We start from the raw sequence: 25139 nt of genomic DNA, 5'->3' as shown, positions 1-25139 counted from the left end.
ATGTGCACGACATGCAGCATTCCGATGACGCGGCGGCAGTGCTTGCACACGCCGCAGCGCCTGCAACCGATGCCGCTTCGACAGTGGACTCGGCACATCAAACGCAACCGCACGTACACGGTGCCGGCGGCGTACAGCCACACGCCACGCCAGCGACGCAGACAATGGACAACGCCGGTAGGCAGCACCACGCCATGCACGACATGCCGCACGCCGATCCAGCGGACTCGGCATTCCCAACGCAAGAGCACGCCCACAGTGCCGACGGCACGCCGCCACACGCCACGCCAGCGACGCAGACAATGGACCACGCCGGCATGCAGCATCACGACATGCACGACATGCACGACATGTTGCACGCTGATCCAGCATCCACCGCACAGCAAGCAGCACATCAACACACCGCGCCGGCTGTAACTACCTCGGCACGCGAGCCGATTCCTGCTCCCACCGCAGACGACATTGCCGCGGCGTTTGCACCGCTGCGCAGTCATGCCATGCATGGAGCAGGCATCAATCACTACGTGTTGCTCGACCGGCTGGAAGCCTCCCACAACCACACCGGCAGCGGCCAGGACTGGGAAGCGCGCGCCTGGCTCGGCGGCGACATCGACCGGCTTTGGCTGCGCAGCGAAGGCGAGCGCCGGCGCGGCCAGACCCACGACGCCTCGTTGGAAGCCTTCTACGGCCATGCCATCTCGCCGTGGTGGGATGTCCTGCTCGGCGCCCGCCAGGATCTCGCGCCAGGCCAGCGGCAGAGCTGGGCCGCCATCGGTGTGCAGGGGCTGGCCCCGTACAAGTTCGAAACCGAAGCCACGCTCTATCTGGACAGCGGCGGCCGCGCGGCGTTTCGGCTGGAAGCCGAGTACGATGTGCTGCTCACCAATCGCTTGATCCTGCAGCCGCGCGTGGAAGCCGACGTCGCACTTACCGACGATGACCGGCGCGGCATCGGCAGCGGGCTGGAAGAGGTCGAAGCGGGCCTGCGGCTGCGCTACGAGATCACCCGCAAATTCGCGCCGTATATCGGCTGGGTGCACAGCCGCCGTTTCGGCGATAGCGCACAACGTGCCGACGGTGATGACACTCCCGCCCGGGAATCGCACTTCGTCGCCGGCGTGCGGGTGTGGTTCTAGCCGGCGCTGCGGAGGGGCCGGCATGTCTGGCCCCCAAAACATTGGCAGGGCAGTCATGGGCGGCCGCTTCAGTCGGTCGCCCTTGTGGCCAGCCTCTGCTTTGGCTTTGGCTTTGGCTTTGGCTTGGGCTTGGGCTTTGGCTCTGGCCTTTGCCCTGCGCTCGCTGTGGTTTTGGCGGTGGCGGTGCCCGTAGGTATGAGTGTGGGTGTGTAGCTTCGACTTCGGATCCGGCTTTGGGCCGCACGTGACTGTGGCATAGGCCGCTACCTGCCGATGCCCTTAGCTTCTGCCGAAAATCCAGCGCGCTGCTGGCAATGAAAACAGACATCCCCGCCACTGCCTGCCCGGTACCATGACAGTCACTGCAGCACCGCTGCCTCCCCCCCATCCTTCTCAGGAGAGCCCCATGCCCTTGACCGACCTGCAACACGTCCCCGGCGCCACGGCCGCACCGGCAGACACCCAGGGATTCGTGTTCAACCACACCATGCTGCGCGTCAAGGACGCCCCGCGTTCGCTGGACTTCTACACCCGCGTACTCGGCTTCCGCCTGCTCGATGCCCGCGACTTCCCCGAAGCAAAATTCAGCCTGTATTTCCTCGCGCTGCTGGCCGAAGGCACTGCAGTGCCCGACGATGACGCCGCACGCCGTCTGTGGATGGCCGGCATCCCCGGCGTGCTCGAGCTCACCCACAACCACGGCACCGAAAGCCAGGACGGTGCGGTCTACCACGACGGCAACAGCGACCCACGCGGCTTCGGCCATATCTGCATCTCGGTGCCGGATATCCACGCCGCCTGCGCACGCTTCGACAGCCTCGGCGTGCCTTATCAAAAGCGCCTGGAAGACGGCCGCATGAAGCACCTGGCCTTCATCAAGGACCCGGATGGCTACTGGGTGGAGATCATCTCGAACACGCCGCTGGCATAAGCGCGCAGGCGTTTTGCCGGCGGTTGTCCTGTCGCTGGCAGTGATCGGTTGCAGACATGCCACACCGCACGGTTGCAGACGTTGAAACAAGGGGCAGGAAAGGCCCTGTCCAGCCGCCGCGCCGGGCATGGTTCGGTGGCTGGACAGGCAGCCGGGCTGGAGTAGACTTTCCGCGCCCTCCGCAATGGATGCACCCCAATGCTCGTCAGGAAGATCCCGCTGATCCTCGCGCTAGCAACGATCGCCGCATGCAAGCCGGCGCCACCGGATGCCGCGGCTTCAAAGGCGACTCCCCCCGCAGCCAGTACCGCCACAAAACCTTCAGATAAGGATGCTTCTCCCATGCAGGACGCAACCCAGGGATCCACCCAGCAACTACAGCCGCCCCGTCCGGACAGCGTGCTGTACTTCATCAGCAATGTGGATGGCGACGGCGCCCTTTCCTACGAGGTGGCCAACGGCAGCTGGATTAATTACTGGTACGGCTTTCAGTTCGAACTTGGCGGCACACGTTATTACACCGGCTTCGCATGGGAAACGCCCGAGCTCTTCGGTGCAGAGCGCGAGAACCACTATCCCGCGCCGGGCACCAAGGTGACCTTGGCACACGCCACCTTCGTCACCAGCGAACCGGGTAGCAAGTCGCCATGGAAGCTTCTTGGCGCAGAGCCCTATATCGGCGAATTCGGTGGAATGGAACAAGGCAACACCGTCGACACGACACGTAAGCCACAGACACTTGTCACCGACGACGGCCGACTAGTCCTGACCGTGCCGACGTGGAGCCTGCAGTCGGGCGTACGGATCCTTTCCTACGAGGCACTCGTGTTCAACCCTAAGGAAACCGATGACGTCAACGACAAGCATTGGACGTATATCGGCAATATCCCGGCCGGGGAGGACAACAGTGCAAATTGCGGCGAGGATGCGCCTGGGAAGATTCCTTGCGTCAAGAACAGCAGCACGCTTGCGTTTGTCCAGCAACAAGGCCTGCCAGCACTACGGGTAACTGTTTCGGCTGACCCGCCGACGAGCGGGGGTGACGAGACGGTTGAATACCGCTACGATGCGGCCCAGAAATCGTATTTGCCGGCCCCTTAATACAGAACCAAAGGAATTGGTTCGGGCGGCGTACCGCTGCAGCCACGTGGCTGCAGCACTCAATCAAGGACCTTGAGCGATGCCGACGAACTACTCACGAGCCCAAGTGCTCGACATCATCGAACGCGAAGCAACCGAGCGGAATATTCCGCTTGACGACTTCATGCGCTTTGCCCACGTAGAGACTGGCGGCAACTTCGACGAGTTGGCCAGTCGCGGAGCCGCTGGTGCGAAGGGGCTCTTTCAGTTCACTCCTCGGACCGCCGAGCAATACGGCATCGCTGGACGTGAGTTGGACGCAGTGGTCAATACCGATGCAGCAGCGCGGCTATATCTGGATAACCGGACGAGCCTGGTTGACCGGCATGAACGCGATGGCCGGCCTTACCTATCAGGCAAACCGGCGCCTGATGGCCTGGACATGTACATGGCCCATCAGCAAGGCGCTGCAGGTTACCGCTCTCTTCAGACTGCGATCGCCACAGGATCTTTCGGGCTTGAAAGCACTCGCGCCAACATCCTCAACAATGTCGGCGAAAAAGAACTGAAGTCTTTGACGGGCGTGGATGCGGCGACGTTCCAGCGCATGTCGGACAAGGACATGGCACAGACGTTCGTGCAGTACTGGGATACGAAGATGGACAGTATCCGTATCCCTGAAAAAGGTATTGAGCCCGTTTCGGCCACGCAGCAGGCGCTGTCGCAAGCTGCGCCATCGCAGCCCGCACCTGCACAGCCGGAGAAAGCTGCAGCGCAAGGCATCGCGCTCCATGCCGCCTATGACCTCACCAACAAATACGACCACGTCAAGTACGGCCTGGGAGCAAAGGATCCGGACAAAGGCAAGGTCGATTGTTCTGGCTGGGTGGTCGAGATGCAGAACGCGACCATGGGCGAAATTAACGAGGGTGCCGGCAAGGTCATCTTCACCAAAGACGAAAAGTTCAGCCCTGGTTTCGATAGTGCATCAGAACTGCTGCGCAAGGCCGAACAACGCTCTGGGGTCCTGATCCAAGGCAAAGACGTCACTGCCCATAACCTCAAAGAGGGCATGATCATTGGCGAGGACAATGGCCCCCAGAGTTGGGACAAGGGGCGCTACAAGGGCATTGACCACATCACCATGGTGGTGCGCGACCCCAAGGATGGCGAACTCAAGATCAGCCAGTCGCGTGGTAGTGAAGGCGTCGAGCTCAGCTCGCTGGATACCTATCTTGAACGCAAGCACGCCAAGGGCGTCAAGCTCTATGCCAGCGACCCGCTATTCGAGGCGCGCGAGTTGCTGCAGGACCGCAGTCAGAGCAAGCAGCAGTCTCACGACGGCAACACGCATAAACCGGCGCATGCGCAAACGGCTGCAGAAACATCCGGCTTGCTGCGCGAGAAGGCGCATGGCGCTGAGGTTCTGAAGTTGCAACAGACCTTGCAGCAGTTGGGCTACAAGGACGCAAAGGGCAATGAGCTCAACGCCGACGGCGCCTACGGCCAGCGAACAGGTGAGGCGGTCAAGGCGTTTCAGCGTGCACACGGACTGCAGGAAGATGGCGTCGTTGGCGGCGATACGCTCAAGGCGCTGAAGCAGGCCGAGAAAACGCCATTGCTGTCGGAAAAAACCAACCCCGATAATCCGTTGTACAACCAGGCCGTGAGCAAGCTGGAACAGTTGGGTCCGACTGCATTCACCGACCGTCGCGCATTGGAAAATGCGGCTGGCTCATTGGCGTTCGAAGCCAAGGTCAGCGGCCTGCAGCGCATCGACGCGGTGATGCAGAGCAAGGACGGCAGTGGACTGTTCGCGGTACAGGGTCAGCCAAGCGACCCCGCGCACCAGCGGATCTACACGGATAAGGCAGCCGCTGCAGAGCGCCCATTAGAACAAAGCAGCAACGCGGTTCGCCAGGAAGCACAATCCCTGCAAACTCTGCAGGTACAAGACCAGCAAGAACAACAGCGTACTCAGTCACGCGCGGGCGTTTAATAGCTCTGTTCTTGATTGCGCAAAACAGAATGGGCGTGGGCCGAATAGGCTTGCGCCCATTTTGCTAAGTGGCACCAGTACAAAGCCCTGCGCTTTAGAGCGGCTAACAAAACGTAGCGAGCAGCCGTCAGGTGGGTGCGGACGGCGCGGAGGAACCGGAGTGTACGGGGGTACATGAGGATTCCGAGCACCGGCCGTGCCCGCTTGGCGGCTGCGCAGTAGTTTTGATAGCTGCTCTTAGTCGGTGGTGTGGAAGCGCCTAGATGAACCGCGCGACCGCTCGCCGAGCCAGCCACGCCCTGTAGCCTGCCTATGGCGCGTTCTGCGGTGGATACGCACGATTCCGATTACTACGTTGGCTAGTTCGACGCCGCAACCGTCGCTGTGTCCGGAAACCATTGCGGCAGGCGTTCGGCAAACTTGGCCGCGCACTCGTCGGCGTAGGCTTGCGCGGTCTGTTTGACCAAGGCGTAGTTGTCGGCCTCCCACTCCTCCAATGAGGCGGTGCGTGGGGTCGGTTGGCAGTTCAGGTTCACCGGGCTGGCCTTGCGCTTGAGCAAGCCGCTGCGTTCGCCACCGATGCTCACGGCATAACGCAGTTCATAAGGCGACTTTTCGTCGCCCAGGCTCTGATAGACCAGCAGCCAGTCGGACATCACGACCTGCAGCGGGAACGGTTCGACCGGAATGGCCGCCGGATGCCCGGTGAAATAACTCTTCAGATGCGTGTTGACGGCATCGCGCTGCAGAACATAGCCCGGGTTGCCGATGTCCTTGATCTTTTCGCCCTTGAGCTGGCTTTTATTGAATATGGACGCACCGGCTCCGCCATATTTCAGGGTCAACAGATTGGTGGCAATTTGCACGCCCACCAGTGCGCCGGTATGCCCACGCCGCACCACGCGCAACATCTCGTCGCCGTTGGGTTGGCCGTTGGAACCTACGCTCAGCTGCGCATGCAACGGCAGTTGCAGGGCCCAGTCTGCCGAGGGCGCCAAGGCCATCTCGGTATCGGGCAGCGCGGCGCCAGCCGTCTGGCCTTCTGCCGCAGCGACAACCAACGTACCGGCAGTGGCTGCCGCGGCGTAGGCGGTTGCATGCGAAAAATCACCCGCCGCAAAGGCGGGCACCACTGCGGTGGCATCTGCATTGCGCGCAGGCGTACAGAACGTGTCAGCGGCGCGCATCTGCGCTTCATGGAAGGTGATGCCGTTGATCTGATGCACGTCGGCCGACTGCCCATACTGCTCGACCAGCTTGGCGATCACCGCATCGGTGACCGGTTGCTGCGCACACACCTTGGCGGCGGCCAGACGCGACCAGGCGAACTGCAACGCCGGATCCCAACCCATGGCATCTTCGCCGGTGAACCCATGGTCGTAGTGATACGCGTAGATGGCCGGGTCGATCTCCTGCAGCGTCATCCCACCCTGACCGGCATAGCCTGGCGGAATGTCCTGCGCCACGGCGGTACCAGCAAGCGCACACAGCAGTGCGGCAATCAACACCTTCATGAGAGTCCTTTCCACGGGAATGAGGGCCGCACTGCGCGCCCCCACGCAGTGCGGCAAGACAGCACCGCACATCTGTGCGGCGGTCGATGGCACAGGATTGATCCGTTGAAGACAACGTGACGTCGCCCGGCGGATCAAGTCTGCAGGGATAGTGTGGGCCGGCGCGGGGCGTTTGGCAGTCAGGGCCGTCCCCACGCCGCTGTCGGGACGTCCCCTGGCGGGCGTGATGGATCAGGCGTGCAGAATGCCGTGTGCACCTTCCTGCCAGGCACGTGGCGACCGCAACGCGGCCAGTGTGCGTACCAGCTCGCGATAGCTGTCGGCCAGTTGCGCGAACAGACTGGCATCGCTGCAGCGCGTGTCGGCCACCTCCGCATAGGCGCCACGCCCCAGCTCGATGAAGTAGTCCACGTTCAAGCGCCGCCGCTGCGCCACGCCGGGAAACAGGCCGGCAATCAGCAGACAGCCGTCGCCGACATCGCGTAATGCGTCCGCACGCACGCTGCCCGATTGCGACTGCGCATGCAGCCAAGCCAGCGCCTGAGTGCGCGACACCAGGTGCGCATCACGCTGGAAGCGCAGCAAGACAAACACCAGATAGTGCTCGCGCCATTCGTCCAGCGGCTGTGCGATGCGCTGCCCCGCCTCACGTATCAGCGCCTGCCACAGTTCGGCCGGCGCGCCCTGCTTGAAAGACTCGTGCATGTGTCCTCCTGCGTGGTGTGACCCTCGCAGAGACGAAAGCATATTCCGGGCCAAACTGTTGGCAGAGCGGCTGTGCGAGCGCTAATCAGTCATCTACTGCCTCGCGTAGGAGCGGCCTTGGCCGCGAACGCTCGACCGAGAAAGCATCAGCGTTATCGGAAACACGTTCGCGGCCTAGGCCGCTCCTACGGGATGGCTGCGGCTTATGGCTTTGCTAGCGGCGGTGTGGCGCGCTCCTTGAAAGCCATCAGCCATGCATCAATGTGGCGCCGCGTAGGAGCGGGCTGCGTGCTTACGACGCTGCTAGCAATTGTGCAGTGCGCGATTTCGGCGTTACTCCACCGTCACCGATTTAGCCAGATTCCGTGGCTTGTCCACATCTGTGCCGCGTGCCAGGGCGGTGTGATAGGCCAGCAACTGCACCGGGATGGTGTGGATCACCGGCGACAACACGCCGGCATGGCGCGGTGTGCGGATCACATGCACGCCGTCGGACTCGCTGAAATGGCTGTCCTGATCGGCGAACACGAACAGTTCGCCCCCCCGCGCGCGCACTTCCTGCATGTTGGATTTGACCTTTTCCAGCAGGCGGTCATTCGGCGCGATCACCACCACCGGCATGGTGGCATCCACCAACGCCAGCGGGCCGTGCTTCAACTCGCCAGCCGGATACGCCTCGGCGTGGATATAGGAGATTTCCTTGAGCTTGAGCGCGCCTTCCAGCGCGATCGGGTAATGCAGGCCGCGGCCGAGGAACAGCGCATTTTCCTTTGGCGAAAAACGCTCGGCCCAGACCATGATCTGCGGCTCCAGGTTCAAGGCGTGCTGCACGCTACCGGGCAAGAAGCGCAGCTGCTCCAGGTAGTCCGCTTCTTCGCTATCGCTGATACGGCCCTGCAGCTTGCCCAGCACCATGGTCAGCTGGAACAGCACCGCCAGCTGGGTGGTGAATGCCTTGGTCGACGCGACGCCGATCTCGGCACCGGCGCGCGTGTAGCAGACCAGCTCGCTGGCGCGCGGGATGGCGCTCTCCGGCACGTTACAGATCGACAAGGTGTGCAGATGCCCGAGCGACTTGGCGTATTTGAGCGCTTCCATCGTGTCCAACGTTTCGCCGGACTGCGAGATGGTGACGATCAGATGCTTCGGGTTGGCATAGGCAGTGCGGTAGCGGTATTCGCTGGCAATCTCTACGCTGCACGGCAAGCCGGCGATCGCTTCGATCCAGTAGCGCGCCGTCAGGCCGGCGTAGTAGCTGGTGCCGCAGGCCAGGATCTGCACGCCTTCGATGTCGCGCAGTACCGCATCGGCATTGGGCCCGAACAACGATGCGGGGAAGCCCTTGGCATCGATCGCCGCTTCGATGGTGTCGGCCAGCGCACGCGGCTGCTCGTGGATTTCCTTCTGCATGAAGTGGCGGAACGGGCCCAGCTCCAGCGAGGCCAACGAGACATCGGACAGGTGCAGCGGGCGCTCCACCGCCGCGTCGCTCGCATCGAACACGCGCACGCCATCGCGGCGCAATTCGGCGGTGTCGCCCTCTTCCAGAAAGAGCACTTGCCGGGTGGCCTGCACGATCGCCGAGACATCGGAGGCAACGAAGTTTTCGCCCTCGCCCACGCCGATCAGCAACGGGCAGCCCATGCGCGCGCAGACGAAGCGCTCCGGCTCGGCCTGGCTCATCACCGCCAGCGCGTAGGCGCCCGTGAGTTCCTTTACCGTGCGCTGCAGCGCGGTGAGCAGATCGCCGGCGTCACCAAGGTGATGATGGATGAGGTGGGCAATGACTTCGGTGTCGGTTTGCGACTCGAAGGTGTAGCCGAGCGCGCGCAGCTTTTCGCGCTGCTCCTCGTGGTTTTCGATGATGCCGTTGTGCACCAGCGCCACGCCGGCACTGATGTGCGGATGCGCATTGGCTTCGGTGACGCCACCATGGGTGGCCCAGCGGGTGTGGCCGATGCCCAGGGTCGCGCCAAACTGCTCGGCCTGCGCCGCCTGGGCCATTTCCGCCACCCGGCCGGTGCGGCGCACGCGGCGTACCTGCGCGCCGTCCAGCACCGCGATGCCGGAGGAATCATAGCCCCGGTACTCCAGACGCTTGAGCCCTTCGATGAGGACCGGAACCACGTCGCGCCCGGCGATGGCGCCGACAATGCCGCACATAGGACAACCTCTGGAGTGAAGCCGCGCATTTTAGCGTGTCCGCCGATGTCCGCTGCATGACCTCGACCGGACAGGCTGTCCGCGCCAGTGTCCGCGGACACTGCGGACACTGCGTCCCCTCCGAACAAATCAATACACATCAATAGCTTACGGGTTGGCACGCGTCCTGCTTCAAGACACTCACGCCACCGAGCAAGCGATCATGATCCGCGACACCTCCGCACAGGACCAGGTACTTCGCACCTCCTCCCAGACCGCGCCATGGCGCCGTTGGCTATGGCCGGGCATTGCTGCGCTGGCGGTCCTCGCCGGCATCGGCTGGGCGGTGAACGCCTGGAGCGCCGGCAGCCGCTCGTTCGACGCCGCCCGCGTGCGCATCGCCACCGTGAGCCAGGGCGATCTGGTGCGCGACATTGCCGCCGACGGCCGCGTGATCGCCGCCAACAGCCCGGTGCTCTACGCCATCTCCGCCGGCACGGTGACGCTGAGCGTGGTGGCCGGCGATGTGGTCAAGCAGGGCCAGGAACTCGCACGCATCGACAGCCCCGAGCTGCGCAGCAAGCTGGCGCAGGAACAGGCCACCCTGGCCGGCCTGGAGGCCGAGTCCAGCCGCGCCGGCCTGGATGCCACGCTCGCCCGGGCCAGCGCAAGCAAGCTCACCGACCAGGCCAAGATCGACAAGCAGGCCGCCGTGCGCGACCTGGAGCGTTACCAGCGTGGCTACGATGGCGGCGCGGTGCCGCAGGTGGAACTGGCCAAGGCACAGGACACCTTGAAGAAGACCGACATCGACCTGCAACACGCGCAGCGCGATGCCGCCTTGAAGGGCCAGGGCGCGGACCTGGATTCGCGCAACAAGCGGCTGCTGGCCGACCGCCAGCGCGCGGTGGTGGCCGAAGTACAACGCCAGGTCGATGCGCTCACGCTGCTGTCGCCGTTCGATGGCCAGGTTGGCCAGGTGCAGGCGGTGCAGCACACCCAGGTGGCCGCCAATGCGCCCATCCTCGGCGTGGTGGATCTGTCCAAGTTCGAAGTCGAGATCAAGGTGCCGGAAAGCTTTGCGCGTGAGTTGGCGATCGGCATGCCGGCCCAGCTCACCAGCGGCAGTGGCGAACCCTTCGCCGGCGCCATTTCGGCGGTCTCGCCGGAAGTGGTCAATGGCGAAGTCACCGCGCGCATCCGTTTTACCGACAAGCAACCGCCTGGCCTGCGTCAGAGCCAGCGCATGAGCGCGCGGGTGGTGATCGACACGCGGCGCAATGTGCTCAAGGTCGAGCGCGGCCCCTTCGTCGAACAATCCGGTGGCAGCTACGCCTATGTGATGGAAGGCAGCACTGCCGCGCGCCGCCCGGTGAAGCTGGGCGTCAGCAGCCTGGGCGAAGTGCAGGTGCTCTCCGGCCTGCAGGCAGGCGACCGCGTGGTGGTTTCCGGCGCCGACAACTTCGGCGACGCCCCGCGCGTCACCGTGCACTGACTCGCACTCTCCTCTTTCTCTTCGCACAAGGATTTCGGCAATGCTCAAGATGCAATCGGTCTCCAAGGTCTTCCGCACCGAACAGGTGGAAACACACGCGCTGCGCTCGCTCGACCTGCATGTGCGCGAAGGCGAATTCGTCGCTGTCACCGGGCCGTCGGGTTCGGGCAAGACCACCTTCCTCAACCTGGCCGGGCTGCTGGAAACCTTCACCAGCGGGCAGTACCTGCTCGACGGCGAGGATGTGAGCCATCTCTCCGACGATGCGCGCTCGCGTCTTCGCAACCAGAAGATCGGCTTCATCTTCCAGGGCTTCAATCTGATTCCCGACCTCAACCTGTTCGATAACGTCGATGTGCCGCTGCGCTATCGCGGCATGGCCGCCGCCGAGCGCAAGCAGCGCATCGAAGAAGCGCTGACCAAGGTCGGCCTGGGCTCGCGCCTGAAGCATTACCCCACCGAACTGTCGGGTGGCCAGCAGCAGCGCGCGGCGATCGCGCGCGCACTGGCCGGCAGCCCGCGCCTGCTGCTCGCCGACGAACCCACCGGCAACCTCGACTCGCAGATGGCACGCGGAGTGATGGAACTGCTGGAGGAAATCAACAGCCAGGGCACCACCATCGTAATGGTCACCCACGACCCGGAACTGGCCGCACGCGCGCAGCGCAACGTACACATCGTCGACGGCCAGGCCACGGATCTGGAACGCAATCCCAGCCTGATGCGTGCGCCCGCCGCCACATCCACCCTGGCCGACTGAGGAGCACAGCATGTTCGGCTATTACTTCAATCTCGCGGTGCGCAGCTTCCGTCGCAACAAGGTGCTCACCGCACTGATGGTGCTCGCCATCGCGCTGGGCATCGGCGCCAGCATGACCACGTTGACGGTGTTCTACATTCTGTCTGGCGATCCGATTCCTCAAAAAAGCGAACGACTCTTCATCCCGCAAATCGATGCGCGCTCGGCGGGCCATCAAAGCACGGAAGCACTGGAGCAATTGACACGCTTCGATGCAGAAAATTTACTGCGTGAGAAGCATGGTGACCTTCAAGCAATGATGACCGGCGGAACCGTCCCACTGGAGCCGGAAAATCCGTCGCTGCACCCGATGAAGCTCGATGCGCGCTATACCTCAGCCGACTTTTTCCCAATGTTCAATCCTCCATTCCTTTTTGGTAGTGCATGGACGGAGAGTGATGATGGAGCACGCGCGCGCGTAGCGGTGATCTCAAAAGATCTCAACGATAAACTCTTCAATGGTCAAAACAGTATCGGGCGCACCTTGCAAGTGAATCGCAACGCGTTTCGGATTGTGGGCGTGCTACGCGAGTGGCGGATGACCCCCAAGTTCTATGACCTCAGTAACAGCAGTTATTCCAAGTCGGAACAACTTTTCATTCCATTCAGTACCGCGACTGAACTGAAATTTCAGTCCAGCGGCTCACGCTCCTGTTGGGGTAACGATAACGATGCAAATACCCGTGACCAGAAATGCTCATGGATTCAGTACTGGGTCCAGTTGGATAGCCCGCAGAAAGTAGCCGCTTACCGACAATATCTGGAGAATTACTCCGACCAGCAAAGGCGCGCAGGCCACTTCGAGCGGCCGACCAATGTCCAGCTGCGCAGCGTCATGCAATGGCTGGACTACAAAAAAGTGGTGCCTAGCGACGTTCGCCTGCAGACCTGGTTGGCATTTGGATTCCTCCTGGTGTGCCTGGTCAATACCGTGGGCCTGTTGCTTGCGAAATTCATGCGTCGCAGTGGCGAAATCGGCGTGCGCCGTGCGCAAGGCGCGACCAAACGCAGCATTTTTGCGCAGTCGCTGGTGGAGGCGGGAACGATCGGCCTGGCAGGCGGCATCCTTGGGCTTGGCCTCGCCACGCTAGGACTGTGGGGCGTGCGCCAACAGCCCTCTGATTATGCAGAGCTCGCGCATCTTGATCCGCTGATGCTGCTGGCAACGTTCGCGCTTGCCCTGCTGGCCAGCGTCGTCGCCGGGCTGCTCCCGGCATGGCGCGCCTGTTCGGTGGCACCTGCCATCCAACTCAAAGCGCAGTGACATGCCGCCCTGACGGTGCCGCTCATGCGTCGCCGTTGGACGGCCAACCATCAAGGACTCATCCATGGAAATCCGCCCCATCCTGTCCACCCTGCGCCGGCACAAGACGGCTGCGGCATTGATCATTCTCGAAGTGGCGCTGAGTTGCGCCATCATTTCCAATGCGCTGTTCCTAATCGGCAATCGCCTGGATCGCACGCAACGCCCCAGCGGCCTGGCCGAGAACGAACTGGTGACCATCAGCATCAGCGGCATCGGGGAAGACGATAACGCCAACGCGCTTACCGAAACCGATCTGGCTGCCTTGCGCAGTATTCCTGGCGTGAAGTTTGCATCCGCACTCAGCCAGGTACCCTTTGGCGAGAGCATCTGGATCACCGGCTTAAAGCTTACAGCCGACCAGGAAATTCCGACACTTGACGTCAACAGCTATAACGGCGACGCCCAGACGCTGGACGCGATGGGGCTGACGCTAGTAGAGGGGCGGCGCTTCACAGAAAGCGAATTTAGCTGGGCCAGTAACACCTCCGCCACAAGCCCAAGCGTCATTCTCACCAGGAGTGCTGCAGAAAAAATGTTTCCCGGCCAGTCGGCACTGGGCAAATCCGTTTACGACGGCCCCACACCGAGCAAGGTCGTTGGCGTCGTCGAACACCTGGCACGCGTCCTGGATTACGGTGGTGAATCCGCATACGACGACTCCATGCTGTCTCCGGTCAAGGTGACCTATAAGGAAGGCGCAATGTACTTGCTGCGTACCGACCCGGATCGACGGCAGGATGTCATGCGCCAGGCGGTCGCGGCGCTGGAGAAGAACAGCGCCAACCGTATCATCAAGTCTCCGAAGACTGTGGAGCAGATGCGTCAGGATTATTATCGCCAGGATCGCTCCATGGCCTGGCTGCTGGTCACCATGAGCATCGCGCTACTGATCGTCACCGCACTCGGCATCGTCGGCCTAGCCAGCTTCTGGGTGCAGCAACGGACCAAGCAGATCGGCATCCGCCGTGCACTGGGTGCCACACGCGGGCAGATCCTGCGCTATTTCCAGGTCGAGAATTTCCTGCTCGCCTCGATCGGCATCGTGCTTGGCATGCTCATGGCGTACTCGATCAATCTGTGGCTGATGGCCCGCTACGAGCTGCCACGCCTGCCGTTAGTCTATTTGCCGATCGGGGCAGTGACCCTGTGGGCACTTGGCCAGATCGCGGTGTTCTGGCCGGCACGCCGTGCGGCTGCGGTACCCCCGGCCGTCGCCACGCGCAGCGCCTGAGGCATTCCATGGGCCGTTGCCTCAAGCAGATCCGCACGAGTGGCCGAAACCCATCGCTGCAGGCGTTTCAGCCACAGATCCCTGCGACGGCATTACTCAATTCGATGGATAGGATCCCTATGCGCCCTCTCGCCTGTTCCCTCATCGCAGTCAGCGCGCTCGCAGTAGGGACCACGGCGGGTGCGCTGCATGCCGGCAGCGGCACACCGATGCAGGCCGTCACGCAGACTGCTGGCGACCGACACGATCGTCAGGTGTTGCGCGTCGATAATCACCAACTGCGCTGGCAACACAACGCACAGACGCTGGTCCTGACCAACGCCGCCGCTGGCCTGCTGGTCGCCGATGCCAGCAACACGCTGCCGCTGCAACTGCGCAAGGGCGACCGTCTGCGTTCGGCCAATGGCCAGGGCATCGCTAGCGTGGCGGATCTACTGCGCGCCTTGCGCGCCGCAGCAGGCACACCGGTGACCGTGGAGGTGGTACGTGCGCAGGCACCGCTGACGCTGCACTGGGCCGCGTCACTGTATGCCCCGTTGCTGCCGCCCGCGCCACCGCCGCCCCCATCGCCACCACGACCCGCACGGTAGCCCGCCTTGGTCGCACGCGAGACATCCCACCGGTTCCCTGGGTGTGCACGCATCACGCAGGATGCTCTGCCCTGCGGCCCGCAGTCGACATCCCGCGCGCGGCATGCGGCAACGCCGGCTGGCGCCGTATGCTGCGATCATTGACGCGCACCACTTCCCTCCAAGAGACCGCGATGCCGCAGATCCTGATCATCGATGACAACAGCGCGGTCGCCATGGCGCTGGAGGTCCTGTTCTCGCTGCATGACATCGAGTCGCGGCATGCGCATGCGCCGCAGGCAGGGCTGGACTTGCTGGAAGAGCAGCAATTCGACCTGGTCATCCAGGACATGAACTTCACCGCCGATACCACCTCCGGTGAGGAGGGCGAGGCGCTGTTTGTACAGATCCGCCAGCGCCACCCCGACCTGCCGGTGATCCTGCTCACTGCCTGGACGCACCTGGGCAGTGCGGTCGGCCTGGTCAAGGCCGGTGCGGCCGACTACATCGCCAAGCCCTGGGACGACACCAAGCTGCTGACCACGGTCAACAACCTGCTAGAACTGTCCGAAACCCGCCGCGAGCTGGAGCGCCGTCGCAACCGCGAACGCCGTGGCCGCGAACAGCTGGCCGAGCGCTACGATCTGCGCGGCGCGGTGTTTGCCGACCCCGCCAGCGAACGCGCGATCGCCCTGGCCTGCCAGGTCGCGCGCTCGGATCTGCCGGTGCTGATTACCGGGCCCAACGGCAGCGGCAAGGAAAAGATCGCCGAGATCATCCAGGCCAATTCCGCGGTGAAGCGCGGGCCATTCGTCGCGCTGAACTGCGGCGCGCTGCCGGGCGAGTTGATCGAAGCCGAACTGTTCGGCGCCGAAGCCGGTGCCTACACCGGTGCCAACAAGGCACGCGAGGGCAAGTTCGAAGCTGCCGACGGCGGCACGCTGTTCCTGGACGAAATCGGCAACCTGCCGCTGGCCGGGCAGATGAAGTTGCTGCGCGTGCTGGAAACCGGCCGCTACGAGCGTCTGGGCTCCAATCGCGAGCGGCACGCCAAGGTGCGTGTCATCAGCGCAACCAATGCCGACCTGCCGGCGATGATCCGCGATGGCAGCTTTCGCGAAGACCTGTATTACCGCCTCAACACCGTCGAAATCGCTTTGCCCGCACTGGCCGAACGGCCGGGCGATATCGCACCGCTGGCCGAGCACTTCCTGGCGGGCGAGACCCTGCTTTCGCCGCAAGCGCGCGATGCACTGCAGCGCCACAGCTGGCCGGGCAACGTGCGCGAGTTGCGTAATGTGCTGCAACGCGCGACGTTGCTGGCGCAGGGCGTGCGCATCGAGGCCACCGATCTCAACCTGCCGCGCAGTGCCGCAACACGTCCAGCCCCGCTGCCCGGCGGCGAGCCGGATCGCGCACGCATCGAACAGGCCTTGGCCCGCGCACAAGGGGTGATCGCGCAGGCTGCGGCCGATCTGGGCTTGAGCCGGCAGGCGCTGTACCGGCGCATGGACCGTTACGGCATCAGCCAGGACTAGGCCGATGCTGTCGCGCTCCTTCACCTTCTCGCTGTTTCTGCGCCTGCTTCCGGTGCTGGTGCTGGCTGCCGCCTTGCCGTGGGCCATTGCCTACTGGCTGGACCGTGGCTGGCAAGTGGCTGCCGTGTCGGCCGTGGTGGTGCTGCTGACGATGTGGTGGAGCCTGCAGCGCGCCACTGCGCCGATGCGCTCGCTGTTCCGCGCCCTGGCCGGCACCACCAGCAGCTACCGCGATGGCGAATACAACTTCGGTGTGTACTGGCGCGGCAACGACGAGCTGGCGCAGTTGGTACAGGCGCATGCCGAACTGGGCGACGTCTTGCGTGCGCAGCGGCGCGATCTAGTGCAGCGCGAATTGATGCTGGACACCATGTTGCAGAACACGCCGGTGGCCATGTTGCTGGTGGTGCCTGGCGGCGATGGCCTGCGCCGCATCGGGTTTTCCAACAACGCGGCGCGCAAGTTGCTGCATGGCGGCCGCAAGCTCGAGGGGCAGCATCTGGACGACGTGCTGGAACGCATGCCCAACGAACTACGCGACGCGCTGGCACGTGGTGGCGACTGTCTGTTCGCCGTGCGCGAAGACGGCGACGATGAAGACGACGAGCAGATCTATCACCTGTCGCGCCGCGCCTTCCATTTGAACGGCCGTGGCCACGAACTGCTGCTGATCCGCACCCTCACCACCGAACTGCGGCGCCAGGAAGTGCAGACCTGGAAGAAGGTGATCCGGGTGATCAGCCACGAATTGAACAACTCGCTCGCGCCGATCGCCTCGCTGGCGCACTCCGGTGCCGAGCTGCTGCGCCGTGAGCGCACCGATCGGCTGGGCACGGTGTTCGAGACCATCGAAGAACGCGCGCGCCACCTGGAGGGCTTCATTCGCGGCTATGCGCGCTTTGCCAAACTGCCGCAGCCGCAGTTGCAGACCATCGAATGGGCGCCATTTCTGGAGCGCCTGCGGCAGCAGATTCCGTTCCAACTGGAGGGCACGCCTGTCGATGTCTCCAGCCGCATCGATGCTGCACAGATCGAACAGGCGCTGCTCAACCTGCTGAAGAATGCACACGAGGCCTGCAGTGAGGCGCAGCCGCCCAACAGCGAGGTGGCGGTGCGCGTCACCCGCTTGCCGCAGTGGCTGCGCATCGAAGTGCTGGACCGCGGCAATGGCATGAACGAGGCGGTGTTGCACAACGCACTGATGCCGTTCTATTCGACCAAGCGCAACGGCACCGGCCTGGGCCTGGCGCTGACGCGCGAAATTGCCGAAGCGCATGGTGGCCGTATTTCACTGCACAACCGCGAGCACGGCGGCCTGTGCGTGACGTTGTTGTTGCCGCTGGATCCGGGCAGCTAAGCGCCCAAGGCCACTGCATGGCGTGTTGAGGTGTTGCGCGAGAAGCCATCAGTTGCATGTGAGCAGCGTATAAGCGGTGAACTCGCGCACCGCTGGATCATCCCCTGCAATCAACGTCGCAGCGCGTTCAATCGCCACGCAGCGTTGCCCGCGCTTCGATCCGTGGCCGCTGCAACGGCCCGCAGGCATCATCGGCGCCAGTAGTGCGCGTCGCGGCAACCGGCCCCTGATATCCCTGCCCAACGGTATTGCCAATGAACTGCCCGCCCTGCGACGGGCATTCGCCATCGGTTTTGAACCAGTCGGAGAACGCCGCGTACTTGCCGGCCCTGATGAAGCGGTTGCCCTGCACCAACGTGGCATCCGAGCGATCGCGGGTGCGAATCGCATCTCCACTGATGTCGATAAAGCTGTTGTCCTCGATGCGATTGCCCGAAGAACTGCGCGCCAGATACAGCGCGTGCACATAGCTCGCCGTCGGGGCAGCGTTCTCCACCGCACTGAAGTGATTGTGCTCGATCCGGTTGTTGCGCGAGTTCTGCAGCCGGATCGCCGCAAACGCGTAGGCCGCTTCAGGACTGCTGCCGTACACGCCGCCAATCCGCTCGAAGCGCATGTCGCGGATCACGTTGTCGCTGTTGCCATCGGCGCTGCGCTTGCTGCTGCCCAGATCCAGCGCCATCCAGTAATTGCGGATCGTCAGGCCGGCGAACGTCACACGGGTCGGCGCGTCCTTGCCGCCTCGCAAGGTGAACCAGGTCGCCGCACCGCGCCCGTCGAACACCGGTGACGTCGCGCTGTCGGGCGCGGCGATGAAGCGCAGCGGCGCGCCGGTGATGACGTGCCATTGCACCGACTGCCGCTCATAGGTTCCCGCGGCGATGATCACATCTACCGGCGTAGCCGGCCGCTGCGCGATCAACCGCTGTTGTACGGCAGCGAGACTGCGCAGCGCGGTGGCAGCGCTGGTGCCGGCTGCGGTGTCATCGCCATCAGGGGCGAGATACAGCCGGTAGACCGATGTGGCCGCCGCATGTGGCGCGACACCCGCAAGTGCCAGCCACACCATCAACCACGCAATGGAGGGTCGCATGCGCATGCAGCAGCTCCTCAGTTTGTCGGCGTGATGTATCGCGTCCGCAGCGCATGTGTCGTGCCGGAAACGCACAGCCCGCTTTCGCTGGAACACAGGTACTTACTTCTTCTTCGGCCGCTCCCAGCCTTCAATCACGGTCTGGCGTGGCCGCGCCACACTGAGCTGGTGGGGTGGTGCATCGCGCGTGATCACCGAGCCGGCGCCAATCGTGGCCCCGATGCCGATCTCGATCGGCGCCACCAACGCACTGTTGGAGCCGACAAACGCGCCGTCGCCAATGGTCGTCTGCGACTTGTTCACCCCGTCGTAGTTGCAGGTGATGGTGCCGGCGCCGATGTTGACCTTGCTGCCGATCACCGCATCCCCCAGGTAGGTCAGATGATTGGCCTTGCTGCCGGCGCCCATTACCACCTTCTTGGTTTCGACGAAGTTGCCGATATGCACGCCATCGGCGAGCACGGTGCCCGGGCGCAACCGCGCAAACGGCCCGATCTGCACCGCGCCTTCGGTCACCACGCCCTCCAGGTCGCAGTGCGCACGCACCTGGGTGCCGGCGGCCAGCTGCACATCGCGCAGACGCACGAACGGGCCGATCACCACGCCATCGCCCAGGGTCACCTCGCCTTCGAGGATCACGTCGATATCAAGCTGCACATCGTGTCCCACCTGCACGCGGCCGCGCTGCTCCACGCGCGCCGGATCGGCCATGCGCACGCCCTGCAGGCACAGCGCACGGGCGGCGCGTAGCTGCCAGGCCCGCTCCAGCTGGGCAAGCTGCCACGGGTCGTTTGCGCCTTCCACGTCCTGCGGGTCGGACACCTGCACCATGTCGGCAGGCGTGTAATCGGCCGCGGCGCTGGCGAACACGTCGGTGAGATAGAACTCGCCCTGCGCGTTGTCGTTGGACAGCCCACCCAGCCAACGCCGCAAGGCGGTGGATTCGGCGGTGAGAATGCCGGTGTTGATGGTGCGGATGCGGCGCTGCTCGTCATCGGCGTCCTTCTGCTCGACGATTGCCGCAACCTTGCCTTCGGGGTTACGCACGATGCGCCCGTAGCCGGTGGGGTTGGCCAGGTCCGCCACCAGCACCGCGATGCGGCCCGGCGCGTGCAGCAGCTCACGCAGGCTCTCGCTGCGGATCAGCGGCACATCCCCGTACAGCACCAGCACGGTCGCTGCGTCCGGCACGGCATGCAGCGCCTGCTGCACCGCGTGCCCGGTGCCCAGCTGCTGGCGCTGTTCGGCCCACTGCAGATCGGGCTGGTCGGCGAATGCGGCCTGCACCTGCGCGCCACCATGTCCATGCACCACGTGGATGGCCGCCGGCTGCAGTTCCCGCGCGGTGGCGATCACATGCGCGAGCATCGGCTGGCCGGCCAGCGGCTGCAGCACCTTGGGCAGCGCCGAGCGCATGCGCTTGCCCTCGCCAGCGGCCAGGATCACGACGTGCAGAGGCAGGGTCATTGCAGGGTTCCATCGCAAAAGATGGCTTGAATTCTAGTCGCTGGCTGCCGCGTGCGTCGTGACCATTGCGACTGCAACAGGCACCGATGACAGATTTTTAAGCGCCGCTGCCGTTAGGATGAGCGCCCCTCTCGACCTCCCCCAGCACATGAGCCTGTTCCGCCAAGGCGGCCAGTTCGCGATGATCGGCGCCCTGCAATTGGCCGTGGACTGCGGCATTTTCATTGCGTGCACGGCCGCCGGCATGCCGGCAGTGCCCGCCAACCTGCTCGGGCGCATCAGTGGCGCCACGCTGGGGTTCTGGCTCAACGGACGCTTCACCTTCGCCCAGCAGGGCGATGCACGGTTGGGCTGGCAGCGCTTCGCGCGCTTTGCGGTGATGTGGCTGGCGTTGACGGTGATCAGCACCTGGCTACTCTCGGTCACCGTGGATCTGGTCGGCCTGCGCCAGGCCTGGCTGGCCAAGCCGCTGGTGGAAGGCGGGCTTGCGATCGTGTCGTTCTTCATTGGCCGGCACGTGGTGTATCGCTGATTGCTGCAGGCGCGGACTACGCGATCATGGTGCTACTCCGCGACGCCATGCAGAAGCGCCGGCACGGCTGGCATGCGAACAGATCGACCGGCGTGACTGGCAGCGTACGTCGCTTGATTGGAGCGTCCCCTTCCTAAGGGGACGGCGCCGTAATGACGTCCTGCTTTAGGGAACCGCGCCGTAGTGACGTCCCACTTGCACTGCGGTTTGATGACCCGGCCGATTAAGAGCAGCCAACAACACGACTCTGCAGCTGCCATGCGGGCGCGGCCGGTGCTCGAAATCCTCATGTACCCCGCACACGCCGGTTGCTCCGCGCCGTGCGCAACCACCTGACGATTAATCGTTGCGTGTAGCCGATCTGATGCACGTCAAGCGGCACGCAGCAACGGCTCGCTCACCGCATCAGTCATGGGCGTGAGATCGCACAAACAATCCCACACCACACGCCTCAGCCAGATCAGCGGCAAAAATCGCCCAGACCGCGAACCAGCGCAGCGCGGTGCACCGCATCCAGTTGCCATTGCGCGGAATACTGCGCCGCCGCCCGCGCCGTGCTGGCCGGGCAGTTGGGCGCTGCGCGTGCAGCGGCGGCTTCGGCCAGGGCATCGAGCAGTTCGCCTTGCAACGCATCCAGCCGCACACGCAAGGTCGGCAGGTCTGGCCGCGCGGTGTCCGGTGCACGGCCGCGCTCATGCCAACGGTTCAGCAGCGCGTACTGCACCGATTTGTTGGCCTCGATCTGCGCGCCGAAGAACCGCGCTGCATCGTCGGGGTCCAGCCCATGCGCCGGCGCCTGGTCGCGCACGTTCTGCAGCACTGCCGCTTCGCGTGCCTGATCCAGTACCGGCTTGCCGCTATCCCATTTACTCAACGCCACCGCGTCGCCAATCGCGTTGCGCTCGACGATCTTGTCCAGCAACGGCGCGAGGGGTGGCTGGCTGCGCGCCGGCAACGCACAGCCCAGCAACACCACGGCAAGCACGCCGGTCAGCGCGCAACCACGTAGGCCATCAGTCAGACGGGTCATGGGGGTTTCCTCGTTGAAGGTGAAGGGCATCGCGCTATCGCAGCATCGCCGGCAGCAGTGCGACCCGGGCGGGCAGTGTGCCGCCTGGTTGTGTCCAACGATGCCGACCACCGCAGGCACATCGCCAAAAACGAAAACGCCGGCACAAGGCCGGCGTTTGTCGTCTGACGCTGTGTCTCGCAACTCAATGCTTGAGCGTGCGACGCAGCCGCTCCAGTGCCTGCAACTGCACCGTGGCTTCGGCCAGCTGGCGCTGCGCCTGTTCCACGTCCACCGTGTCACCACGGTTGGCGAGCAGACGCTCGGCTTCTTCCTTGGCCTTGCGCACAGCCGCTTCGTCGATGTCCTGCGCACGAATGGCAGTGTCGACCAGCACGGTCACCACCTGCGGCTGCACCTCGAGGATGCCGCCGGAGATCGCAAAGTCCAGCTGCTCGCCGCTGGCGGTAGTCACCACCACCTTGCCTGGCTTGAGACGGGTGATCAGCGGCGCGTGCTTGGGCGCGATGCCCAGCTCGCCCAGTTCCCCGGTCGCCACGACCAGGGTCGCCTCACCGCGGAAGATCTCCTGCTCGGCGCTGACGATGTCGCAACGGATAGTGCTCATGGTGCCTCACTGTGTGAGGCGGGGAATCGGGAATCGGGAGTGGGGAATCGGAAGAGCGGCATGCTGCGCGCTTTTCCATTCCTCTCAATTCCGATTCACCGATGACCCGCCTTTACGATTCCCGATTCCCGATTCCCGATTCCCGATTCCAGCCGCGCAGCGGCTGGGATCGCATCAGGCCTTGGCGCTCATCTTGTTGGCCTTCTCGACCGCTTCTTCGATGCTGCCGACCATGTAGAACGCCTGCTCCGGCAGGTGGTCGTATTCGCCGTCGCAGATCGCCTTGAAGCCGCGGATCGTGTCCTTCAGCGAGACGTACTTGCCCGGCGAGCCGGTGAACACTTCGGCCACGTGGAACGGCTGGCTGAAGAAGCGTTCGATCTTGCGTGCGCGCGACACCGACTGCTTGTCTTCTTCGCTCAACTCGTCCATGCCCAGGATCGCGATGATGTCCTTCAGTTCCTTGTACTTCTGCAAGGTCTGCTGGACGCGCTGGGCGGTGTCGTAATGCTCGTGGCCGATCACCAGCGGGTCCATCTGGCGGCTGGTGGAGTCCAGCGGATCCACGGCCGGGTAGATACCCAGCGAGGCGATGTTACGGCTCAGCGTGACGGTCGAGTCCAAGTGGGCGAAGGTGGTCGCCGGCGACGGGTCGGTCAGGTCGTCCGCGGGCACGTACACGGCCTGGATCGAGGTGATCGAACCACTCTTGGTCGAGGTGATGCGCTCCTGCAACACGCCCATTTCCTCGGCCAGGGTCGGCTGGTAACCCACGGCCGACGGCATGCGGCCGAGCAGCGCGGACACTTCGGTACCGGCCAGCGTGTAGCGGTAGATGTTGTCCACGAACAGCAGCACGTCCTTGCCCTTGCCGTTCTCGTCCTTCTCGTCGCGGAAGTACTCGGCCATGGTCAGGCCGGTCAGCGCAACGCGCAGACGGTTGCCCGGCGGCTCGTTCATCTGGCCGTACACCATCGCGACCTTGTCCAGGACGTTGGAGTCCTTCATCTCGTGGTAGAAGTCGTTGCCCTCACGGGTACGCTCACCCACGCCGGCGAACACGGACAGACCCGAGTGCGCCTTGGCGATGTTGTTGATCAGTTCCATCATGTTGACGGTCTTGCCGACGCCGGCGCCGCCGAACAGACCGACCTTGCCGCCCTTGGCGAACGGGCACATCAGGTCGATGACCTTGATGCCGGTTTCCAGCAATTCGGTGCTGGACGACTGGTCTTCGTACGACGGCGCAGCGCGGTGGATTTCCCAATGGTCCGAGGCCTGCACCTCGCCAGCCTCGTCGATCGGACGACCCAGCACATCCATGATGCGGCCCAGCGTCCCGGCGCCAACCGGCACCGAAATCGCACGCTCGGTATTGGTGGCCAGCAGGTTGCGCTTCAATCCGTCGGTGGAGCCGAGCGCAATCGTGCGCACGACGCCGTCGCCGAGCTGCTGCTGCACTTCCAGGGTGATGGCGGTGCCTTCGACCTTCAGCGCGTGATAGACCTTCGGCACTTCATGGCGCTGGAATTCGACGTCGACGACCGCGCCGATGATCTGAACGATCTTGCCCTGACTCATTTGGATAACTCCACTAATGTCTGTTCGATTCTGGTGTCGGGAATAGGGAAACGGGATTCGGGAATGGGAAGATCAAGCGCTGCTGCCTCGACCATTCCCGATTCTCCATTCCCTATTCCCGGCTATACGGCGGCCGCGCCGCTGACGATTTCCGAAATTTCCTGGGTGATCGCCGCCTGGCGCGCCTTGTTGTAGACCAGTTGCAAGGTGCCGATCATCTTGTTGGCGTTGTCGCTGGCGGCCTTCATGGCCACCATGCGCGCGGCGTGCTCGGAGGCCACGTTTTCCAGCACGGCCTGGTACACCAGCGACTCGATGTAACGCGTCATCACGTGCTCCAGCACGGTGGCGGCATCGGGCTCGTACAGGTAGTCCCAGTCGTGGTGCGCCACCTTGTGCTCGGCGGCCGGAAGCGGCAGCAACTGCTCGAAGCTGGCCTTCTGCGTCATGGTGTTCACGAAGCGGTTGTAGACCAGATACACGCGGTCCACCTTGCCCTCGGTGAAGGCATCCAGCATCACCTTGATCACGCCCACCAACTGCTCGATGTGCGGGCTGTCGCCAAGATGCGTGACGCTGCCGACCATGTTGACCTTGATCCGGCGGAAGAACGCCGAGGCCTTCTGACCGATGGTGACCACGTCGATCTCGGCACCCTTGTCCTGCCACGGGCGCACTTCGCCCAGCATCTTGCGGAACAGGTTGTTGTTCAGACCGCCGGCCAGGCCGCGGTCAGAAGAGATCACGATGTAGCCGACCCGCTTGACCTGCTCACGCTCCACAAGGAACGGATGCTGGTAGTCGGTGCTGGCCTGCGCCAGATGCCCGATCACCTGCTTCATGGCCTGCGCGTAGGGACGCGAGGTCTTCATGCGTTCCTGCGCCTTGCGGATCTTGGAGGCCGAGACCATTTCGAGCGCGCGCGTCACCTTGCGGGTGTTCTGCACGCTCTTGATCTTGGTTTTGATTTCGCGTCCGCCTGCCATACTCGCTCGCTTCGCTCACTTAGTGGGAATGGGGAATCGTG

The 25139-nt window shown here is 63.8% G+C and carries 21 protein-coding genes and 1 other RNA gene; 12 read left to right on the top strand and 10 right to left on the bottom strand.

Annotated elements, in window-relative coordinates:
- Nucleotides 1–11: 11 nt before the first annotated feature.
- The 4 genes from ACCQ01_RS03475 (at nucleotide 12) to ACCQ01_RS03460 (ending at nucleotide 5146) form a co-directional block, all read left to right on the top strand.
- On the top strand, nucleotides 12–1136 hold the full coding sequence (locus ACCQ01_RS03475; protein ID WP_323370309.1) for a copper resistance protein B: 1125 nt from the start codon (nucleotides 12–14) through the stop codon (nucleotides 1134–1136).
- A gap of 406 nt (nucleotides 1137–1542) precedes the next feature.
- Nucleotides 1543–2067: a lactoylglutathione lyase gene (gene gloA, locus ACCQ01_RS03470; RefSeq protein WP_228431461.1), complete on the top strand. Its 525-nt coding sequence runs from the start codon at nucleotides 1543–1545 to the stop codon at nucleotides 2065–2067.
- Nucleotides 2068–2409: 342 nt separating this feature from the next.
- Nucleotides 2410–3168: a hypothetical protein gene (locus ACCQ01_RS03465; RefSeq protein WP_011035819.1), complete on the top strand. Its 759-nt coding sequence runs from the start codon at nucleotides 2410–2412 to the stop codon at nucleotides 3166–3168.
- A 106-nt stretch (nucleotides 3169–3274) separates the two neighbouring features.
- On the top strand, nucleotides 3275–5146 hold the full coding sequence (locus ACCQ01_RS03460; RefSeq protein WP_228431624.1) for an XVIPCD domain-containing protein: 1872 nt from the start codon (nucleotides 3275–3277) through the stop codon (nucleotides 5144–5146).
- Nucleotides 5147–5247: 101 nt separating this feature from the next.
- Here the strand turns inward: ACCQ01_RS03460 and ACCQ01_RS03455 are convergent.
- The 4 genes from ACCQ01_RS03455 to glmS form a co-directional block, all read right to left on the bottom strand.
- Nucleotides 5248–5322: non-coding RNA, sX9 sRNA (locus ACCQ01_RS03455), on the bottom strand.
- A gap of 183 nt (nucleotides 5323–5505) precedes the next feature.
- Nucleotides 5506–6660, bottom strand: a complete 1155-nt coding sequence (locus tag ACCQ01_RS03450) for a hypothetical protein (RefSeq protein ID WP_228431460.1) — start codon at nucleotides 6658–6660, stop codon at nucleotides 5506–5508.
- Nucleotides 6661–6891: 231 nt separating this feature from the next.
- A complete protein-coding gene (locus ACCQ01_RS03445; protein ID WP_228431459.1) occupies nucleotides 6892–7365 on the bottom strand; it encodes a hypothetical protein in 474 nt (157 codons plus the stop codon).
- Nucleotides 7366–7698: 333 nt separating this feature from the next.
- Nucleotides 7699–9528 (bottom strand): glutamine--fructose-6-phosphate transaminase (isomerizing), encoded by a 1830-nt coding sequence (gene glmS, locus ACCQ01_RS03440; protein WP_228431458.1) that lies wholly within the window; start codon nucleotides 9526–9528, stop codon nucleotides 7699–7701.
- 202 nt (nucleotides 9529–9730) lie between these two features.
- Here glmS and ACCQ01_RS03435 point away from each other — a divergent pair, with 202 nt between their 5' ends.
- From ACCQ01_RS03435 to ACCQ01_RS03405, 7 genes are all read left to right on the top strand, one after another.
- Complete coding sequence (locus ACCQ01_RS03435) at nucleotides 9731–11002, top strand: efflux RND transporter periplasmic adaptor subunit (protein WP_228431457.1); 1272 nt, start codon at nucleotides 9731–9733, stop codon at nucleotides 11000–11002.
- A 40-nt stretch (nucleotides 11003–11042) separates the two neighbouring features.
- Nucleotides 11043–11762, top strand: coding sequence for an ABC transporter ATP-binding protein (locus ACCQ01_RS03430; RefSeq protein WP_115576427.1), 720 nt, complete (start codon nucleotides 11043–11045; stop codon nucleotides 11760–11762).
- Between the two features lie 10 nt (nucleotides 11763–11772).
- Nucleotides 11773–13065 carry an ABC transporter permease gene (locus ACCQ01_RS03425; protein ID WP_228431456.1) on the top strand — a complete coding sequence of 431 codons (1293 nt, stop codon included), beginning with the start codon at nucleotides 11773–11775 and terminating at the stop codon, nucleotides 13063–13065.
- 64 nt (nucleotides 13066–13129) lie between these two features.
- Nucleotides 13130–14338, top strand: a complete 1209-nt coding sequence (locus ACCQ01_RS03420; protein WP_228431455.1) for an ABC transporter permease — start codon at nucleotides 13130–13132, stop codon at nucleotides 14336–14338.
- Between the two features lie 254 nt (nucleotides 14339–14592).
- Nucleotides 14593–14928 carry a PDZ domain-containing protein gene (locus ACCQ01_RS03415; protein ID WP_228431454.1) on the top strand — a complete coding sequence of 112 codons (336 nt, stop codon included), beginning with the start codon at nucleotides 14593–14595 and terminating at the stop codon, nucleotides 14926–14928.
- Between the two features lie 173 nt (nucleotides 14929–15101).
- A complete protein-coding gene (locus ACCQ01_RS03410) occupies nucleotides 15102–16445 on the top strand; it encodes a sigma-54-dependent transcriptional regulator (RefSeq protein WP_228431453.1) in 1344 nt (447 codons plus the stop codon).
- Nucleotides 16446–16449: 4 nt separating this feature from the next.
- On the top strand, nucleotides 16450–17802 hold the full coding sequence (locus ACCQ01_RS03405; RefSeq protein WP_228431452.1) for a sensor histidine kinase: 1353 nt from the start codon (nucleotides 16450–16452) through the stop codon (nucleotides 17800–17802).
- A gap of 127 nt (nucleotides 17803–17929) precedes the next feature.
- Here ACCQ01_RS03405 and ACCQ01_RS03400 read toward each other — a convergent pair whose 3' ends face one another.
- Nucleotides 17930–18901, bottom strand: coding sequence for a right-handed parallel beta-helix repeat-containing protein (locus tag ACCQ01_RS03400; protein WP_228431451.1), 972 nt, complete (start codon nucleotides 18899–18901; stop codon nucleotides 17930–17932).
- Nucleotides 18902–18997: 96 nt separating this feature from the next.
- Nucleotides 18998–20362 (bottom strand): bifunctional UDP-N-acetylglucosamine diphosphorylase/glucosamine-1-phosphate N-acetyltransferase GlmU, encoded by a 1365-nt coding sequence (gene glmU, locus ACCQ01_RS03395; RefSeq protein ID WP_228431450.1) that lies wholly within the window; start codon nucleotides 20360–20362, stop codon nucleotides 18998–19000.
- A 148-nt stretch (nucleotides 20363–20510) separates the two neighbouring features.
- On the opposite strand from glmU, the gene ACCQ01_RS03390 reads away from it, so the two are divergent.
- A complete protein-coding gene (locus tag ACCQ01_RS03390; RefSeq protein ID WP_228431449.1) occupies nucleotides 20511–20894 on the top strand; it encodes a GtrA family protein in 384 nt (127 codons plus the stop codon).
- Between the two features lie 460 nt (nucleotides 20895–21354).
- On the opposite strand, the gene ACCQ01_RS03385 is transcribed toward ACCQ01_RS03390, so the two are convergent.
- The 4 genes from ACCQ01_RS03385 to atpG all read right to left on the bottom strand — a co-directional run bounded on the left by ACCQ01_RS03385 (nucleotide 21355) and on the right by atpG (nucleotide 25098).
- Nucleotides 21355–21924 (bottom strand): chorismate mutase, encoded by a 570-nt coding sequence (locus tag ACCQ01_RS03385; RefSeq protein WP_228431448.1) that lies wholly within the window; start codon nucleotides 21922–21924, stop codon nucleotides 21355–21357.
- Between the two features lie 184 nt (nucleotides 21925–22108).
- Nucleotides 22109–22531 carry a F0F1 ATP synthase subunit epsilon gene (locus tag ACCQ01_RS03380; protein ID WP_011035802.1) on the bottom strand — a complete coding sequence of 141 codons (423 nt, stop codon included), beginning with the start codon at nucleotides 22529–22531 and terminating at the stop codon, nucleotides 22109–22111.
- A gap of 174 nt (nucleotides 22532–22705) precedes the next feature.
- The gene (gene atpD, locus ACCQ01_RS03375; RefSeq protein ID WP_180315548.1) at nucleotides 22706–24112 is read right to left on the bottom strand and encodes a F0F1 ATP synthase subunit beta; all 1407 of its coding nucleotides are present in this window, start codon (nucleotides 24110–24112) and stop codon (nucleotides 22706–22708) included.
- A gap of 122 nt (nucleotides 24113–24234) precedes the next feature.
- The gene (gene atpG, locus ACCQ01_RS03370) at nucleotides 24235–25098 is read right to left on the bottom strand and encodes a F0F1 ATP synthase subunit gamma (protein ID WP_011035800.1); all 864 of its coding nucleotides are present in this window, start codon (nucleotides 25096–25098) and stop codon (nucleotides 24235–24237) included.
- Between the last annotated feature and the right edge of the window lie 41 nt (nucleotides 25099–25139).

Source organism: Xanthomonas sp. NCPPB 4037 (genome assembly GCF_041475695.2).
Lineage (GTDB): Bacteria > Pseudomonadota > Gammaproteobacteria > Xanthomonadales > Xanthomonadaceae > Xanthomonas > Xanthomonas campestris.
The sequence above is the reverse complement of the archived record's forward strand: the minus strand, read 5'-3'. Positions and strand labels throughout refer to the sequence as shown.

Coding starts and splice junctions, on each gene's coding strand:
- ACCQ01_RS03465 (WP_011035819.1), top strand. CDS start 2,410: ATGCAGGACGCAACCCAGGGATCCACCCAGCAACTACAGCCGCCCCGT.
- ACCQ01_RS03430 (WP_115576427.1), top strand. CDS start 11,043: ATGCTCAAGATGCAATCGGTCTCCAAGGTCTTCCGCACCGAACAGGTG.
- ACCQ01_RS03435 (WP_228431457.1), top strand. CDS start 9,731: ATGATCCGCGACACCTCCGCACAGGACCAGGTACTTCGCACCTCCTCC.
- atpD (WP_180315548.1), bottom strand. CDS start 24,112: ATGAGTCAGGGCAAGATCGTTCAGATCATCGGCGCGGTCGTCGACGTC.
- ACCQ01_RS03425 (WP_228431456.1), top strand. CDS start 11,773: ATGTTCGGCTATTACTTCAATCTCGCGGTGCGCAGCTTCCGTCGCAAC.
- atpG (WP_011035800.1), bottom strand. CDS start 25,098: ATGGCAGGCGGACGCGAAATCAAAACCAAGATCAAGAGCGTGCAGAAC.
- ACCQ01_RS03475 (WP_323370309.1), top strand. CDS start 12: ATGCAGCATTCCGATGACGCGGCGGCAGTGCTTGCACACGCCGCAGCG.
- ACCQ01_RS03400 (WP_228431451.1), bottom strand. CDS start 18,901: ATGCGCATGCGACCCTCCATTGCGTGGTTGATGGTGTGGCTGGCACTT.
- ACCQ01_RS03380 (WP_011035802.1), bottom strand. CDS start 22,531: ATGAGCACTATCCGTTGCGACATCGTCAGCGCCGAGCAGGAGATCTTC.
- ACCQ01_RS03390 (WP_228431449.1), top strand. CDS start 20,511: ATGAGCCTGTTCCGCCAAGGCGGCCAGTTCGCGATGATCGGCGCCCTG.
- ACCQ01_RS03420 (WP_228431455.1), top strand. CDS start 13,130: ATGGAAATCCGCCCCATCCTGTCCACCCTGCGCCGGCACAAGACGGCT.
- ACCQ01_RS03410 (WP_228431453.1), top strand. CDS start 15,102: ATGCCGCAGATCCTGATCATCGATGACAACAGCGCGGTCGCCATGGCG.
- ACCQ01_RS03450 (WP_228431460.1), bottom strand. CDS start 6,660: ATGAAGGTGTTGATTGCCGCACTGCTGTGTGCGCTTGCTGGTACCGCC.
- gloA (WP_228431461.1), top strand. CDS start 1,543: ATGCCCTTGACCGACCTGCAACACGTCCCCGGCGCCACGGCCGCACCG.
- ACCQ01_RS03385 (WP_228431448.1), bottom strand. CDS start 21,924: ATGACCCGTCTGACTGATGGCCTACGTGGTTGCGCGCTGACCGGCGTG.
- glmU (WP_228431450.1), bottom strand. CDS start 20,362: ATGACCCTGCCTCTGCACGTCGTGATCCTGGCCGCTGGCGAGGGCAAG.
- ACCQ01_RS03445 (WP_228431459.1), bottom strand. CDS start 7,365: ATGCACGAGTCTTTCAAGCAGGGCGCGCCGGCCGAACTGTGGCAGGCG.
- ACCQ01_RS03405 (WP_228431452.1), top strand. CDS start 16,450: ATGCTGTCGCGCTCCTTCACCTTCTCGCTGTTTCTGCGCCTGCTTCCG.
- glmS (WP_228431458.1), bottom strand. CDS start 9,528: ATGTGCGGCATTGTCGGCGCCATCGCCGGGCGCGACGTGGTTCCGGTC.